This window comes from Paraflavitalea sp. CAU 1676, assembly GCF_029223285.1.
Lineage (GTDB): Bacteria > Bacteroidota > Bacteroidia > Chitinophagales > Chitinophagaceae > Paraflavitalea.
On record NZ_JARHUJ010000002.1, the window covers coordinates 763,237 to 778,196 of the forward strand.

Below are 14,960 nucleotides of genomic sequence, written 5' to 3' on the forward strand. Positions count from 1 at the left end.
AGATTCACACCAAACTATCGAGGCATTTTCCAGCTTCTGATTTACCGTTAGCCTAAAATTGGTTACTCCGGCGTAGAGGCCTAGAGGGTTCAAGTACGCTTAATTAATTCGGAATACTGCAATTCCTAATGCCTTATTGTGACCAAACTCGGTATTGCATGCTGAACAGAATATCAATCGTGCCAACTCCGCTGCCATACAGAATCCATCTTTCGTCTGTTAGCCTTGCTTTCCTTTTGATACAAGTCTCGCCATGCTTGTTGGTAGCGGAATGTTTTTAATTCTTCCCGTCTCGTCCATTCGCGCTCGTCGCTCCAATGCCAAAGCCATTTTAGCAGGAACGCCCCAAATAATACGGCCAACAGCCATAAAGCCAGTCTGCCGTAGATGAAATTCACAAACTGCTTCATGTTATGTTCCGGGAAAAACAGGTACCGCTTTTCATGGACAACCGATTTGCGCTGCTCCTGGACGAGGGCATGGATTCCCCTCAAACCTGCCTGCAGGGTGACCTGATCGCCTTTCCGGTCATTCAGCCGGCTTCTTTCCATAATTTCCATTTTTTCTTCCATCGCTGCAAGCTGCCGGGAAATCCGATCTATTATGATTTTTTGCTCCCGGACCTCGTTTATCAGATTTTCCTGGTTTTCGCCAAATTCGGCCAAAACGAGCTTTATGGATGACTCGTCCATATCTTCCATGTTTTCAGTTTTTGTCATGGTTTCAGCATTTTTATCGTTTACTTAATTTTAGGCTTGTGCTGCCTCTTTTTCCGATCTTCAGCATAAGATGGTATTTGTCCTTCGTACTGCTTTTGCAGTAATGCTAAAAGCATGTCGTTAGCCACTATCGGAGCCTCAGTTTCGGAAGCCTCCTTTTGATCGACAGGTGAGTGAGTTGGGGCACTTTGTTGTTTTTGCGCAAAACCACCATTGTTCTTCAAAAAGCCGCTAATTTTTGCTTCTTCTGAGTTTTGCGCAGTATAGAGCAATTGCCGCTTTATTGTCGGAGATTTTATAGAAAGTATCCGCTCGATCTTAGCCAGTGAAAAGCCGACTTCGCTGCCTTTTATCTTCACCTTCTTGTTATCAATAAAGGAGATGCCCCGCGCCCTAATTACCTGGTACCCGGCAGCTTTCATGCCTTGCTCGAATTCGCTGTAACTGGTAGCTTTCTGTAACATCCCTTTAATTTGAGTTTTCAGCTGTTCTTTGCGCAGATCCTGCCGTGGAATCAACCTTTGCTCTTTTGACAAAAACTGCCTCGGACTAAGCACTTGTTGCAATTCGTGCTTCAGTTCCATTTTCCGGCAGTATTGGGCAACTTTTCTATAACTGTTGCTATCGCTTACAGTTTTCCTGTCGAACCCAATTCGGTTGACTACAATGTGTAGGTGCTGGTGGTTGGTGTCTTTGTGCAGAATGCCCACATACTGATTATTGGCAAATCCCATTTCCCGCGCGCATTCTTCGCACAAGTCCATCAGTTTGTCCTTTTCCAGTTTTTCACCGGGCGCCAGGCTAAGGGTAATATGAAGCACCGGATTCGATAGTTTCGGGTTTAATTGGCGGACCTCATTAAATTGCCTGATCAACTCCTTTTCTGTTCCGCCGCATTGATTGAACATGATCACCTCAGCACGGTCTTTCATGACCTGCTCATTCTTGAGTTCTTCAACTTTATCATGCAGGCAGTAACTTAGGCACCCACGAAAGGATTTTCCGGTTACAACTTTTGCTATCATTGGAGGTAATTTTTGATATCCCAGACAATCTGTTTGAATTGTCCAGCGAGTGTTTGTAGTATGGCTCTATCAATGGCGTTAAGCGGTTCGATCCCATTTCTCTTTTTAGCAATCTGATTGAGGTTTGCCGCGCTGTGATTGAGGGTACCCATAAGCTGCAAAACCTCGGGCGGCAAGCTCTTTTCACGCCTGTCAATTTTACCGGTAAGGCCCATGTGGCGGAGGTATTCTGAAATAGAAAGATTAGCCAGCTTAGACTTTTCTTCAATCAGTTGTCTTTCTTCCTGGGTGCATTTTACACCCAATAGGCAGCCTTTTTTGTTGGCCGATTTTGGCCTGCCTCCCTTACGATTACCTGTATGTTTGTTTACCTCATTTTTCATGATTTCTGGTTTTCGTTTTTCGAATCCCGCGCTGAGCGGGATGAGAAAAACGACCTTCCGAATCCGCCAGGATGAGGAAGCCAGTGTTTCGGTTATACCGAAACATAGCTGGCTCCCGAACGACTAAGCGCGCAGCCCCCTACGAGCGACCTGTTGGTGCTTGGTGTTTCTATTGACCAGGTATTCGTTAAAGTCTTTAAACCCGACGTAGATTTGGCTCTTGTCTATATACCTTTCTTGGGCCCGTTGAATAGCCTGGAGCGCGTGTTTCTGGCCCGGCGGATCTCTGTCAAGGTATAGGTGTACCTGCTGGTGAGCGTCCATTGTTAGCCTGGCCGATTGGAAGAAAGAAAGGCTATTGAGTACCAGAAAATTTGTCAGGGCAGGCTTTTGATCCTGTATCATTATTTGGAAGGAAAGAAAGCTGAAAACGCCTTCGAATACGGCAACAACCTGGCTGCCATTATTAATAAATGTAGGAGCTTTGGGAGAACTGCTTCCCTTGAAATTATCACAGCGTAACTCATAGCCTCCTGCATTATTTTTAAACCCGATGGCCGAATGCCTTTTCCCGTACAATTCGAAAGAAACCTCCTTGCAGTAGGCATGTGCGATTTTAAGCGGAATACACCGCTTTTCACAATACTCCACGAGCTGGCCAGAAGTGAGCGGGCCGACCTCCAGAACGATTAATTTACCGGGACGCTCTGTTTTCTTTTCACCAGCCTCCTGGCCGGCGAGCGCGGCCAGGGCTGAAAACGCGGAAATGGGCTGGTGAAAGGAAAGGGTAGGGCCGAAGCCCATACCCTGTAACTTTTGCAAAAGCTCGCTAACGGTACACCTGAAATAAAGGACGCCGAAGTCAATCAGGTTACCGCCTTGGCCTGTCCCGAAATCAAACCAACAATTCAGCTTTTTGCTCACTTTGAAGGAAGCGGTGTTTTCCCCCCGGAGCGGCGATTTATACCAGGAATCGTCGTTTCTTAATTTTTCGGGCCGGTAGCCCAGTTTTGCCAAAAATTCAACCAAGTCGATCTTTTTGGCATCGGTACACGAAAGCTTCTTTTCCATACGGAATGGTTTAATGGTTGAATAATCCACCAAATTCGTTTGAATAGGGGTCAGCCCGTCTGGATGAGCTGTTGCACATCCTGTGAGAGAAAGAAGACCCTTGAGCGGACTTTGAAGGGTTTTAGCTTTCCGTGCTTGATCCAGTCGTAGATGGTGGGTTTGGTGACCTGGAAGAGTTGGCACACCTCAGCAATCTTTAGAAGCGGTTTGTGAGTGAGCCCCGGAGTTTCTAAAAGGGGCGGGGCAGGAGCGGGAATTTGGGCTTCCAGCTTTTTGACCTCTTCGCGGATAATGAGACGGACTTGTGCCCAGAATTGGGCAGGCTCGATGGGGAATAACATCGGGGTAGCCTGGTTACTTGGTTTCAGAGATTCTTGCATGGCAAATGATTTAGGCATGCAACATACCCCTGCGAGCCAGGCAAAAACAAGCTAAGTATACTTAGACTTCCGGGAAGCCGGAAGATAGTATGCGGAAAAGTTGGCTATTTGCTGGAGTCGGTGAGTTTGGAAGGCGCTTGACTGCTAAACTGGATTTCTAGTAGGTGGAGCTCCTTTAAAGCGGCTGGGTTATTTAACTGTTGGAAGAAGGTTGCGGCCTCCTCGATGGCTTTTCTCATTTCTGCCCGTTCCCGGTCAGAAATCCTGGCCGGCCGTTCGAGGCGGCTAAGGTTGTCTTTTAGGCTTTTGTTGGTGACGCCGAAAAGTTGGTTGAGGAGCGCTGCGGACTCGTCATTTGTAGGCAGAAAAGAGGATTTGCTGATTTTACAGAAAACGTAGAAGATGACCGTTAGGGTCGGGATTGAGAACTGGGTTGTTTTGCATCGCTTTATCGGCTCTTCTTTGATTTTGATCAATTGAGCCTCCTTTTTTGAAATGACCGTTTCCAGGTATGGCAGGAAGGTAAACTTATAAGCAGGATAATATATAATGCCTGTTAGCGTTAGGAAAGTAATCGCCCCTACTAAGACAAGGGCGGGCAAAGCCTGGGACCATTCAGAAACAAACAATGTCGACACCAAAGCCCCGCCCGTTAGTATAGCCGCAAAACTCGCTAAAACATGGCGAAACCAGTATTCCGCCGCCATTTTACCGCGCGTGGCCTGAAACGGCCAGTCCTGATCCTGTACCTGATGATATTCGTGTAGCCGCGAAAACTCCGTGGAGATGTAATTTGGCGACAGAGGGAGGTCGAACATCATGACCGAGATCAATCGTTTAGGATGAAGACGACGCATAAACGTAGTTTTACCTGAAGATACAAATAATAGGATAAAATAGTTGGCAGCCAAAATAAGATTCTCTATTTTATAGCAATACTTTATGTTTAAACTTAATCGATGAAATTTAACAATCTAAACCTAGACCAAGGGTGTGACTGCATACTAGATGCACTAGCAGACGATCAAAACTTTTTTGCAATTAAGACAATGAAAAAAGACCTTCGGATACAAGATTTTAAATCTTATTGGGAAAAGGGCCGTAACCTTCCTGCAACTGACTGTGCTACGGTGTGCTCGTACAAGGGTGTATCAATTTCCATTTACAATTCCAATACGGAGGAAACAGTTGTTAAAATTTACAAATCGCTATTCCCTTTGGCACCAATGTACAAACCTTTTATCAGCATAATAAAGTTTAATGAAAACGCAGGCGTTGTGAAACACACGCCGAGCAATACAAATAATTATCATCATGACTTCTATAAATGCGATACATTTGACCTATCAATGGTAAACCTTATAACTGTTAACGAGTTGCATAATGTTTAGCTTACTAAATAAATACCCGTACCCAGAAGGGTTATACGACATCGTTGACGACTTTATTGGTTTATTAAACGATGGAAGTAACAATCTCCTTTATACAGGCACAAATAAGTACGGCACTAAACTATTAGGATCAATTCTTTTTGAGGACGATGAAGAGTTGTATCTAAGGTACACTCACACGCTTGTGACAGATGTAACCCTATTTGATTTTATTAATCAAAGAATAACTTTAAGAGATATCATTTTAAGTAGCCAACTTGTATTTATTGTAGACAGAAGCTACAATAATGAAATACTCAACAAAGCTCTGGTTCCACTCTCTGAAATACCAAGTACCTTTCTTCCATTACCCGAATCATATTGTCCCCCATTTATAAAACAAAATTCCTTAGAGTATACGTTTAGCCTTAAAGGGGCGCTCGCTGATTCAAATAAGGCAGAACCTTTAGTAATGAGCAATACTAATAGCATAGTTTATTCATTGCTCGATTCCGCTACAAAATTCCTTCCCGACCTACAAATTACTCCATTAATATATTCAGAAGTTGCGTTAGCCGGAAGTTTTAAATTGAATTTTAGAATTGAACTTAAAGAAACATTCGGCCTATTTACGAAGTCATCCGAGGATATACGTCAGTTTCTTTACCGATTTCTGACATATCTGTTCGAAAGATTGCCTAATGAACCCAAAGATGCGTTAAAAGACGTGAACAGCGCTACTGATAATTTTAGGAAGCTTTTTAGCGAATTCCAGTATCTGTATACAAGTAGAAATTTCACAACTACGGAGGCGATTTCTGAACAAAAAGTAATTGACCTTATCACTTACTCGGTAGATTCTGTAAAACGTTTAGATTACAAAGGATTTAATAGAATTGAAATTAGCAACAATCTTGGAAACGGAGAAGCGATCCCTGTAGCTCTAATAAATACCGACTTTTACAACTCAGTGTCCGATAAAGTGTTCAGACCGGAAGATAGCAACATTGTTGATATTATAAAATTTGATGAAACAGATAAACCTTATAGGATCCGGGTATATTCGTTGAATAGGGAATCGGGAAACGGAAGCGCCTACTTTGAGTTTGACAATCGAACAATTAAGATTTCTCTTCATCTTAGAGGGAAAGGAGATTATCATGGTACGATTTTTACAAAAAGCTTGGATAACAATCTCTATATAGAAACAAAAGGAATTGGAAAATGGGTAAATGGGATTCTTAAACAAGTCACAGTAAACGTGTCTGATTTCCCCACATAATTCTCTAACAACAACGAGCTTCGTAAGAGCGCCGACAGTATTTGACAGATTAAAACAAATAATGAATACCGAACAATTTGACTCTTTCGTTGAGGACTTGCTTAGCGAAAGATTACCAAGACCGATCATAATCGTTGGCGCTTCCAAAATCGACGATTTACTTTACAATATTTTGTCGAAATACCTTTTGGATCCTTTAGATAAAAAGAATGACGATTTACTTAAGGGTGACAATCCGCTAACAACTTTCTCGGCAAGGATTAAAATTACATATAGGCTTGGTATTACAGATTTGTCCACCTACAAGACTTTAGAAAAGATAAGGGCGCTACGGAATCTTTGCGCTCATAGTATAGAGTTCGATGTTAGCAAATCGCCTGTTAGAGAACATTGCAACGACTTAAAAAACATGTTGATTAGTAGAAAATCATATCGACTAACCAAGTCTAGGTACTTTAAAGACCCTTTATCATTTATCCAGGAACTACAATGCTATTTTATTACAATGTGTGTAATTTTGGAGTCAATAAATGAATCTGTTTCACGAACATCCGGAATAATTAAAACGTTAAAAATTTCAACTAAATAAGATGCCAAAAATCAAAAAAACTATACAAGATTTATTGGTCTTCCCAGTTATTAGAGGAAGGGTGCTGGGCGTGAATGTCTACAGAGGATATGCAAAATTATCAGATTTGTCAGAAATATCCAAAGCTGACATCTATGATCAACAAAAAAACCCAAAAGGGACGCAGCGCGACTTAAGCCCCAAGCATGCAAAGGAGGCATTTGAGTATGTAAAAAACAGCGACCTTGGTTTTTGGCCAGAGGTATTCTTATGTGCGAGAGCGAAAGATGCTCTAACCTTTAAGACGCTGTCAGACGAATACGATGATATCGGAATTCTGGAGATTGACAAAGCTAAACTCTCGGCTCAAAAGGGTATTGTAATTTCAAGAATAGATGGCAACCATAGGCTGCATTTTGCAGATGGGAAAGAGAAGGGATATACTAAAATCGAAAAGCTTGTTTCGTTTTGTATTGCATTTAACCTAACAAGAAATGAGGAAATTCAACTATTCAAAGATATTAATAAGAATCAAAAGCCGATGAACACCAGCCACCTTGACGGCATTGATGTCAGGCTAACTCCCGAGCAAGAACTAAAACAAAGAAACCCCGCTTTATTTATTGCGCAAAAGTTAAGCCAAGACTCAAAAAGCCCTCTGGCCGGGAGAATTTTTGAAGGAGGTAAAAAAACTATTGGAGCCGACATACCGCTGAGAGCACTTAAAACAGGACTCGAGTACATGTTATCAAGATCGACACAGTTACCCAGACTAAGTGATGCTGAAGCACAATACAAAGTAATTAAAAACTATTTCCTTGCTGTTAAAAAATGGCAACCTCAAGCATGGTCAAAACCAAAAGAATATATCATTCTCAGGGGAGCTGGTTTTTGGGCGATATGTTTTTTGGGGGCTCAAGTTATTGACCGAGTCTTGCTAAACAACAAATTTGACACTAAAACCATGTTAACAACACTTGAGTCAGGAAAAAAATGGGACTGGTCAAATAAAGGTAGCTTCCCTGGAATGTCGGGTCGAGGTGGCGCGCTAGAAATAAGTAACAAAGTAGCCCGGCACTTAAAAGATGTAAATCAAATTTCTACAGACGAATTATTTACACAAATAATGAATGGTGATTAGATAGCACAAATTGATACAATTTGTATAAAAACTACATACCAATTCTTCTTATAAGTACAGATTCAATATGTTAAATTGGATACCAACCCTTATTACCAATTCAATTTTCCTCACTTGGATAGGCGCCTTATGTGGCCACGTCTTATCAATATATTCGAAAGATTTCCTTGGTTCAAAACCTTTTTTGGAACGCATCCTTCCCAATAAATCGGATACACTTTATTTTCGAATTGATTTCTTCCTATTACCAGTTATTGGTGCATTACTGGCCTACGTGTTGCTCGAACCTACTAACCTCCGCACTTCAATATTTGCTGGATTAAGTTGGAGCGGAAGCCTTACAGCCATGCTTGGAAAGAACAAAGGCAAAACCTCTAAATCTTAGTTATGATTCCTATTCCCGACCTTTTATTTATCGCTTCGATATTGCTCCTTATCACAAGTGTTACAATGATTGTGTTCTTGGGCAAAAAATTCCAAACCCAATCTGGATCAAATCTCAAAAAACTAGCGCCACTATTCGCTGTTGGAACCATCCTATTTTCTGTTATCGTTCTCACTTATACATATTCTAGCCAACTGGATACCGAAAATGAAAAATATGCAGAACTGGAATCAAGACTTCGAGCTTATGATATTCTCATAAACGACAAGCGAAACCCGACGCTAGACAGCCTAAAATATTACAAATCACAAGTCGCTTTCTTGATAAAACAAATTGAAAAGCAGGAATATGTTTCTGGCAAAAAATCAGAAGTCCTTGGCAAAGCAAATGAGCTTCTAAAGGCAACAAATGCAGAGATTATAAATGTAAGCCGATACAATGAAGTTGTAAATATTAATGACCTATTCCCCAACCTCAAAGGAACAACCTCGTCGGCACATAATAGCTCAAGTTTCCAATTTAGTTGTCCAACAGATACAACATCTTCAGAGATAGAACTAAAGATAAATATCACAAACCCTAAATTAATTAAAGAAATTTCATGTCTATATTTGCAGATAGTAAAAGTAAAATCGGAGCGAGAATACGTAAATATATTCACACAAAGTTATAAGCCAAAAATTGGGATTAATTATATAGGGATCCCAAACTTTTTTAAAGAAAGCGATATCTTGCTCTCAATAGGTTATTTGACAAAATTGGACTCGAAAAAAGAGTACCCTTGGTTTGAGAAAATCAATTGCCATTCCAACAGCAATACCTTCAATGACGATTTTAATGATGACTTTAATCGCTAACAGGAAAATTCAGATTTTAAACTAGCGGACACTTAACCGCCCTATTTACGTCCATTATACTCCCCCAAATGTCATCAAATCCTTACAATAATCTCAAAGAAAAAAGCGTGCGAAACAAATGACAACAAGGCAAAAACTTAAAGACCACTACGCGCTGTACGCTTTTAAAATTGCGAACGACGTATATGTCAAGAAGTTACGACACAGTGAGGGAAAGGCAATTCTTGTGTCTAACTACGGCTTCAACAGCAACACTGCAGGCGATCTAATAAACGACTTTCGGTATTTAATGGAAGGTGAATCGTTCGAGCGCACGCTGAATGCATTCTATGCGAACTGTTTCCTAGAGCACATCCACGAACTTTACGGAAAACCTCACCTACAGAAAGCCGTAATTTCTTTAACAAAACATATCGCATACTATGAAGGACATTACAGAAAAAGGCTTCTAAAGTTAAGAGAAGTACTGCAAATGTTCTATCAAATTTCAAACGACGGGAATGACGGCGGACTTGAGCAAGAGCTATTACAACGCCAGATTGACAAGAATATTGACGGTCTAGATCAAGGAGAACTTCTGAAGAAAATAAGGCAACTTGAGAGTGAAAATATTGAATTAGTTGAAGTCAATGGTGTAAAATATAAGCGTAACAACTACATAATAACTCTAATCAAGAAGTTGGGAAATTATCAATGCCAAATCTGTAACCATAAAATCCTTAAAAGGGACGGATCTAGCTACATTGAAGCGGCCCATATACAAGCAAAACACAATCATGGTCACGAGACATTGGAGAATATAATCTTACTTTGCCCAAACCATCATAAAGAGTTTGATCTTGGAAGCACAACTATAGATAGAAAGAATAACACGTTAGAAATTACACTTAATGGAACCACCTTTACAATTCCGCCCCTCGGAGGAGCTAGAGCTTTTTGAGTACTAATTTAAAAACCGAAACAATGGAAATTAGCGTTAAACCAATTGATACGGCAATCGAAGTCGCTAAAGCATTCATACAAAAAGTAGTTTCTCCACCACTAGAAGAAGTTGGTGGCTTGCTAGTAGACACCGTTAGATCTTGGCGGTTAAAAAACCAAATTAGAATAATACAAAACGCCGAGAATATTTTAAAGGAAAAAGGCATAAGTACAATGCAAGTTTCGCTAAAAGTAATGGCCCCACTTCTTGAGGGATGCTCACTTGAGGATGATGAGGAGCTGCAACAGAAATGGGCTTCCTTACTCGTAAATACCATTGCAAGTGATAGCAAAATCCAATCAACACTTTTTTCGGGTATTCTAAAAGAAATGTCAAAACAAGATGCTCAAGTATTCGAGGTCATCCTTGAGGCTTGTACTACCCGGATCCCTTTTCAGGGCAGCACTAGAATTGAATTAAACGGTCGTACAACAATACCCATGGCATTTACTAATATTCCAGAAATTGATCTAACATTCGATAATTTAAAAAGGCTTCGTCTAATTAGAGAATTGCGAGTCAGTCATTCCAATGAGTCGCCTGTTATACCAACTGGGTTAGGGTTAAAGTTCATCGAAGCATGTCGTGTTCAGGATTAAATTTCTATTTTGGTGTATTTACTCTACCTTTATTTGTTCTTACAAATGGACACCTCGCGTCATCCATGGAGCACCCTAAATCAGCAGGCTAACCGAAATTGATTATCATAGAGTAGGAAAGGAGTTCGCCTCCCTCTCTCTCCGCTGAAAATTAAAAGCAGGTTGCCCCCGACAGGGGGCAATTTTCATTTCGGAACGTTCCGAAAGCTTGCTTTCGGGAAAGTGGAGAAAGGAAAATTGCGGGGCCATGAGGAGCGTGGCGGCAACCTGGTTTTAATTTTAGCCCCCATCCAGGGATGGCCGGAGCGCAGCGGAGGCAATCCCGGTTTCGTCGGACTGCCGAGCGGAGCGAGGTAATTACGGAGTTTTTACAATGGTCAAACCCTGAGCCCAATGAGTACGTTCTATCCAGTAAAAGTCGAAAACGTCAAATATACCGACGAATACGACGGCATTGTCACCCTATTATTTCCTTCCGGCGATACCATTGATGCCTGCTTTTGGGGTGCCACATTCGATATCGGCGATGATGTGGATGTTGTATTTGATGGTGGGGAAACCAACTTCAGCTGGGAGAATACTTTTTCCAGAAACAAGGACCATCAAACAGGCATGCATAAGGCTTCGGAGCGGGCAGCCTACCATTGTTACGGGAAGATAACAGGCGTCAATCCGGTTATGGCTGATTTTGGGCTAATGACACTGAAACTAGGAGATTGGACACATGATGAGCAGGTTATTGGTGAGTACATTTATTGGGAAATCGGGTGTCTGGTTGCTTTCAAACGAGTTACATAGAGATATACCTCAAAGGTGTCAGGTATCTTTAAGAACATAATTCGGTATACCTGAAACGGACCAGACATAACAGTCTTATTTGACTTCGCTCAATATTGTTGCCCATCTATACCTTTATCCAGGTATTTATCGTTAGTCAATAAATCACCAGATTTGCCAACTAAATGAGCGTTCAATGAAATGCCTACTCTTTTGCTTGCTATTCCCTTTTATTACTGCTGCCCAAAACAAAGATTCAGTTGTCACATACACCGGCGTGGTCAATATTGAATCTGTAAAAAAGGAAGAATTATACATTAGAGCCAGACAATGGTTTAACAGGAGTTTTAAAGACTCAAGATCTATTATTCGTGTTTCGGATAAGGAAACCGGTGAAATATTGGCGAAAGGCGTTGTTCAATCGTACCACTGGTATAAGGCTTTTGGAAAAGAGTCAAAAATCCCAATCAGTTACAACTTTGATATCTCAATTTACCTGAAGGAAGGAAAATACAAATATGAATTCACAAATTTCATAGAGAAAGAAGATCCCGCTTCTTTTAAATACTCCGGACCACTATTGGTCACCAATGAATACCCCACTAAGGGCTATCGCAGTAAGGATATTATGGATAAAATTTGGATCAGCCAACGCGAAGAACTAAATACAACAATGTCGCAAATTGTTGTCGGATTGAATGACTTCATGGAGAAGTCAACTTCAGACTTCTGATCCTATGCGCCTGATCAAATTTGAACAGATTGCCACCTCTGCGTTACTCTATCATCGAGCTGTTGCGACTTCCACAAGGTTTATGACATTTTTAGAATATTTAGTATATGCTCACCGTTTTCTAAACACATTTTTCAGTTCTATCATTTGCTAGCTCAGCCAATTAAACCGACCTAAACAACGTTCACATGAAACATTTAATAACACCACTCGTAACTTGTATACTATTTGTAGTATCATTTTCAGCATTTGCACAGAGCGACGTTAGTGTTCTGAATGGCTACAAGTACATCTACCTTCGGCCATTAACGTATCAAGACGGCACAAGTGATAAATGGGGGATTAGAAATGCTGTAAGAGAAAAACTAATGGCCTCGGGGCTTACCGTATTAGAAGCAGTAACCCTTACTCCACAAGGCACACCTGCTAATTGTCTTACAGCCGTTTGCACTATCGATCATACAAATAACGCATACCAAGCGGCGTCTGATTATATATACTTGAAAATATTTAACTGCCAAGGCCAGACAATATATGCTTCGCAAGGAGCAACGGGAGCGGTAGTATTATCTTTTCAGCAAGGTTGGAGAAAAGCAACCAAAGAAGCACTCAGAGATTTCAGCTCATATAAGTACAAATTTGACGAAAAGTCAACTTTTGAATCGAAGCTCTTTGGAAGCTTGCCTCCAGTTGAAAAAATAGATGAAAATGAAGAGACGCTTAAAAAGTATTTTTCCGAAACAGCAATTGACCCAATAGAAGGGATATATAAATCATACCAAGCCCAAGGAATGACATATTACAAGGTGGCAATCAAAAAATTTGGAACGACATACAAGATGATTATTATAGATGCCGAATATAGAGCATGGCGGCCAGGGGAAGTCAAAGCCTATTTTGAGCAAAGCTCAATGACTGGATTATTCTCAGTAAAATGGTACATGGGAGACAAAAGACCATATGAAACCTTTGGATCCTTTGGGGATGATGCTATTTTAACTATAGAATTAAAAGACAACCAAACTGGGCAAAAAAGGCAAGACAAATTTATTAAAATGTTCCCATTAACTTCAAACGGCAGGAATGTAAATACCGGAACTAAAATTAAGGCGTCAGGAAGTGGCTTTTTTATCTCGACTGACGGATTAGTAGCGACAAATGCTCATGTAGTCGAAGGAAGTCAAAATATAACTCTTTCAATTTCACACGAAACCGGAAATTCTAAATACAAAGCAAAGATTCTGCTTATTGATAATAAGAATGATGTCGCCATTTTGAAGATTGAAGATGAGAATTTTACTAGTCTTGCCAAATTACCATTTGGAATAATCGAAGACGCAGAGATCGGAGAAAAGGTGTTTACTATTGGCTATCCTTTAAATGATATAATGGGTTCTAACTACAAAGTAAATGATGGCATAGTCAGCTCCAAATCCGGCATCGCTGACGATATTAGGTATTATCAAATTTCTGTACCGCTTCAGCCCGGAAATAGTGGAGGCCCCCTTTTTAATAAGCAAGGCAACATCATTGGTATTACATCTGCGCGACTAAACAGCAAGGCAGTCGGAACTGAAGTCGAAAATGTCAACTATGCGATAAAATCAGCTTACTTGCTTAATTTGTACAACATGCTGCCAAGCCGGTCAAAAATCAATACATCCTCCCAGGTTGCTAACAAGGAACTGAAGGACCAAATAAAAGTCTTGAAAGACTTTGTTTGCTTAATTGTAGTGAACTGATTTTGCGTAACTACTTGACATCTTGTTCGCCAGGAAAGTCTGCATTGTCAAAGATTAATCCAAATGTTTTAATAAGTTGCGAGTTGAATTTACTTCTTCATCAGTTATCGTGCCTTGAAAACATTCATTAATCTTACGAAACTGCATCATAATTAACAATATATTCATGGCCTGGATAAAGGTGCAAAAAATGACTGTTAACTTAATGGAAAGTAGCAAGTGTTAGTTGGGCCGGGTCAACCAAAGATCGGCGCCTAGTGCCCTGAACGGTTACGAAATTCAAAACAATACTATTGTTATCGTCCCTAAAGTCCATAACACCTTTTATATGTCGGGTGCACTTTTGTAGATGCCCAGATACAAAAGGGCCGATAACGACCCATTTCTGCGGCCTCTTCAATCGCGAGAAAATTCCCCTTTCTATTCAAGAATGGTTTAGCCCAGGGATAATCATTGTCAAAGAAATCATTTTGGTAGTTACCTTTCGCTTCTTCATACTCCCTCATAACGTCGTTAACAAGTTCCTCGCTGATAGCAGGAACCTTCAATATTTCATGGCGCTTAAAGTAGCTCTCGCCCGTTTCTCTACTATTGCCTGGTACTAAATAAGGGAGGACCTCAGTTAGAGATTTTTCTATAACCCCAACTGGGCGAATTTCGAGGGAGTCGACATGCTAACCACTTTGTATTTTGCTAATGGATGAGTCTTGATTGTATTCATTAAATCCTGTCGGTATCAGTAATAAATAAATTAGCGTTTCTCATGCTTCAGCTTTTATGATGATTAGTTCGTGTACCCTTAATAGCCAAATCCTTTTTCGTGACTTGGGAAATGGTAAGAAAATAACTCATTGAGTATACTATAATACTCTGAAATTTAGCTTGTAAGAAAACACGACAGCGAACGAAAGGTGATATTTCGCTCAATTCCAAAAAGGTACGAATG

The 14,960-nt window shown here is 40.6% G+C and carries 14 protein-coding genes; 8 read left to right on the top strand and 6 right to left on the bottom strand.

All coding sequences use genetic code 11. The features are described from left to right. Window positions 1-173 precede the first annotated feature (173 nt). The 6 genes from P2H89_RS07720 to P2H89_RS07745 form a co-directional block, all read right to left on the bottom strand. Window positions 174-719, bottom strand: a complete 546-nt coding sequence (locus P2H89_RS07720; protein WP_275826032.1) for a hypothetical protein — start codon at window positions 717-719, stop codon at window positions 174-176. Between the two features lie 20 nt (window positions 720-739). Beyond that, window positions 740-1,744, bottom strand: a complete 1,005-nt coding sequence (locus P2H89_RS07725) for a relaxase/mobilization nuclease domain-containing protein (RefSeq protein WP_275826033.1) — start codon at window positions 1,742-1,744, stop codon at window positions 740-742. Then, the gene (locus P2H89_RS07730; protein ID WP_275826034.1) at window positions 1,741-2,127 is read right to left on the bottom strand and encodes a mobilization protein; all 387 of its coding nucleotides are present in this window, start codon (window positions 2,125-2,127) and stop codon (window positions 1,741-1,743) included. Before P2H89_RS07730 ends, P2H89_RS07725 begins: the two co-directional genes overlap by 4 nt. A 123-nt stretch (window positions 2,128-2,250) precedes the next feature. Next, on the bottom strand, window positions 2,251-3,228 hold the full coding sequence (locus tag P2H89_RS07735) for a toprim domain-containing protein (RefSeq protein WP_275826035.1): 978 nt from the start codon (window positions 3,226-3,228) through the stop codon (window positions 2,251-2,253). A gap of 20 nt (window positions 3,229-3,248) precedes the next feature. Further along, window positions 3,249-3,578, bottom strand: coding sequence for a helix-turn-helix domain-containing protein (locus P2H89_RS07740; protein WP_275826036.1), 330 nt, complete (start codon window positions 3,576-3,578; stop codon window positions 3,249-3,251). Between the two features lie 104 nt (window positions 3,579-3,682). Beyond that, the gene (locus P2H89_RS07745; protein ID WP_275826037.1) at window positions 3,683-4,435 is read right to left on the bottom strand and encodes a hypothetical protein; all 753 of its coding nucleotides are present in this window, start codon (window positions 4,433-4,435) and stop codon (window positions 3,683-3,685) included. A gap of 526 nt (window positions 4,436-4,961) precedes the next feature. On the opposite strand from P2H89_RS07745, the gene P2H89_RS07750 reads away from it, so the two are divergent. From P2H89_RS07750 to P2H89_RS07785, 8 genes are all read left to right on the top strand, one after another. Then, window positions 4,962-6,230 carry a hypothetical protein gene (locus P2H89_RS07750; protein ID WP_275826038.1) on the top strand — a complete coding sequence of 423 codons (1,269 nt, stop codon included), beginning with the start codon at window positions 4,962-4,964 and terminating at the stop codon, window positions 6,228-6,230. A gap of 590 nt (window positions 6,231-6,820) precedes the next feature. Further along, window positions 6,821-7,939 carry a DGQHR domain-containing protein gene (locus P2H89_RS07755; RefSeq protein ID WP_275826039.1) on the top strand — a complete coding sequence of 373 codons (1,119 nt, stop codon included), beginning with the start codon at window positions 6,821-6,823 and terminating at the stop codon, window positions 7,937-7,939. Window positions 7,940-8,326: 387 nt separating this feature from the next. Beyond that, window positions 8,327-9,181, top strand: coding sequence for a hypothetical protein (locus tag P2H89_RS07760; RefSeq protein ID WP_275826040.1), 855 nt, complete (start codon window positions 8,327-8,329; stop codon window positions 9,179-9,181). Between the two features lie 118 nt (window positions 9,182-9,299). Beyond that, window positions 9,300-10,121 (top strand): HNH endonuclease, encoded by an 822-nt coding sequence (locus P2H89_RS07765; protein WP_275826041.1) that lies wholly within the window; start codon window positions 9,300-9,302, stop codon window positions 10,119-10,121. 23 nt (window positions 10,122-10,144) lie between these two features. Beyond that, window positions 10,145-10,762: an Abi-alpha family protein gene (locus P2H89_RS07770; RefSeq protein ID WP_275826042.1), complete on the top strand. Its 618-nt coding sequence runs from the start codon at window positions 10,145-10,147 to the stop codon at window positions 10,760-10,762. A gap of 393 nt (window positions 10,763-11,155) precedes the next feature. Further along, on the top strand, window positions 11,156-11,560 hold the full coding sequence (locus P2H89_RS07775) for a hypothetical protein (RefSeq protein WP_275826043.1): 405 nt from the start codon (window positions 11,156-11,158) through the stop codon (window positions 11,558-11,560). Window positions 11,561-11,735: 175 nt separating this feature from the next. After that, window positions 11,736-12,272 (top strand): DUF4468 domain-containing protein, encoded by a 537-nt coding sequence (locus P2H89_RS07780; RefSeq protein WP_275826044.1) that lies wholly within the window; start codon window positions 11,736-11,738, stop codon window positions 12,270-12,272. Between the two features lie 188 nt (window positions 12,273-12,460). Beyond that, a complete protein-coding gene (locus P2H89_RS07785; RefSeq protein ID WP_275826045.1) occupies window positions 12,461-14,014 on the top strand; it encodes a serine protease in 1,554 nt (517 codons plus the stop codon). The last annotated feature ends 946 nt before the right edge of the window (window positions 14,015-14,960 follow it).

Bases quoted from the DNA above. Each gene is read 5' to 3' on its own strand.
- P2H89_RS07770 (WP_275826042.1), top strand. From the start codon at position 10,145: ATGGAAATTAGCGTTAAACCAATTGATACGGCAATCGAAGTCGCTAAA.
- P2H89_RS07745 (WP_275826037.1), bottom strand. From the start codon at position 4,435: ATGCGTCGTCTTCATCCTAAACGATTGATCTCGGTCATGATGTTCGAC.
- P2H89_RS07765 (WP_275826041.1), top strand. From the start codon at position 9,300: ATGACAACAAGGCAAAAACTTAAAGACCACTACGCGCTGTACGCTTTT.
- P2H89_RS07755 (WP_275826039.1), top strand. From the start codon at position 6,821: ATGCCAAAAATCAAAAAAACTATACAAGATTTATTGGTCTTCCCAGTT.
- P2H89_RS07720 (WP_275826032.1), bottom strand. From the start codon at position 719: ATGACAAAAACTGAAAACATGGAAGATATGGACGAGTCATCCATAAAG.
- P2H89_RS07725 (WP_275826033.1), bottom strand. From the start codon at position 1,744: ATGATAGCAAAAGTTGTAACCGGAAAATCCTTTCGTGGGTGCCTAAGT.
- P2H89_RS07775 (WP_275826043.1), top strand. From the start codon at position 11,156: ATGAGTACGTTCTATCCAGTAAAAGTCGAAAACGTCAAATATACCGAC.
- P2H89_RS07730 (WP_275826034.1), bottom strand. From the start codon at position 2,127: ATGAAAAATGAGGTAAACAAACATACAGGTAATCGTAAGGGAGGCAGG.
- P2H89_RS07780 (WP_275826044.1), top strand. From the start codon at position 11,736: ATGAAATGCCTACTCTTTTGCTTGCTATTCCCTTTTATTACTGCTGCC.
- P2H89_RS07740 (WP_275826036.1), bottom strand. From the start codon at position 3,578: ATGCAAGAATCTCTGAAACCAAGTAACCAGGCTACCCCGATGTTATTC.
- P2H89_RS07750 (WP_275826038.1), top strand. From the start codon at position 4,962: ATGTTTAGCTTACTAAATAAATACCCGTACCCAGAAGGGTTATACGAC.
- P2H89_RS07785 (WP_275826045.1), top strand. From the start codon at position 12,461: ATGAAACATTTAATAACACCACTCGTAACTTGTATACTATTTGTAGTA.
- P2H89_RS07760 (WP_275826040.1), top strand. From the start codon at position 8,327: ATGATTCCTATTCCCGACCTTTTATTTATCGCTTCGATATTGCTCCTT.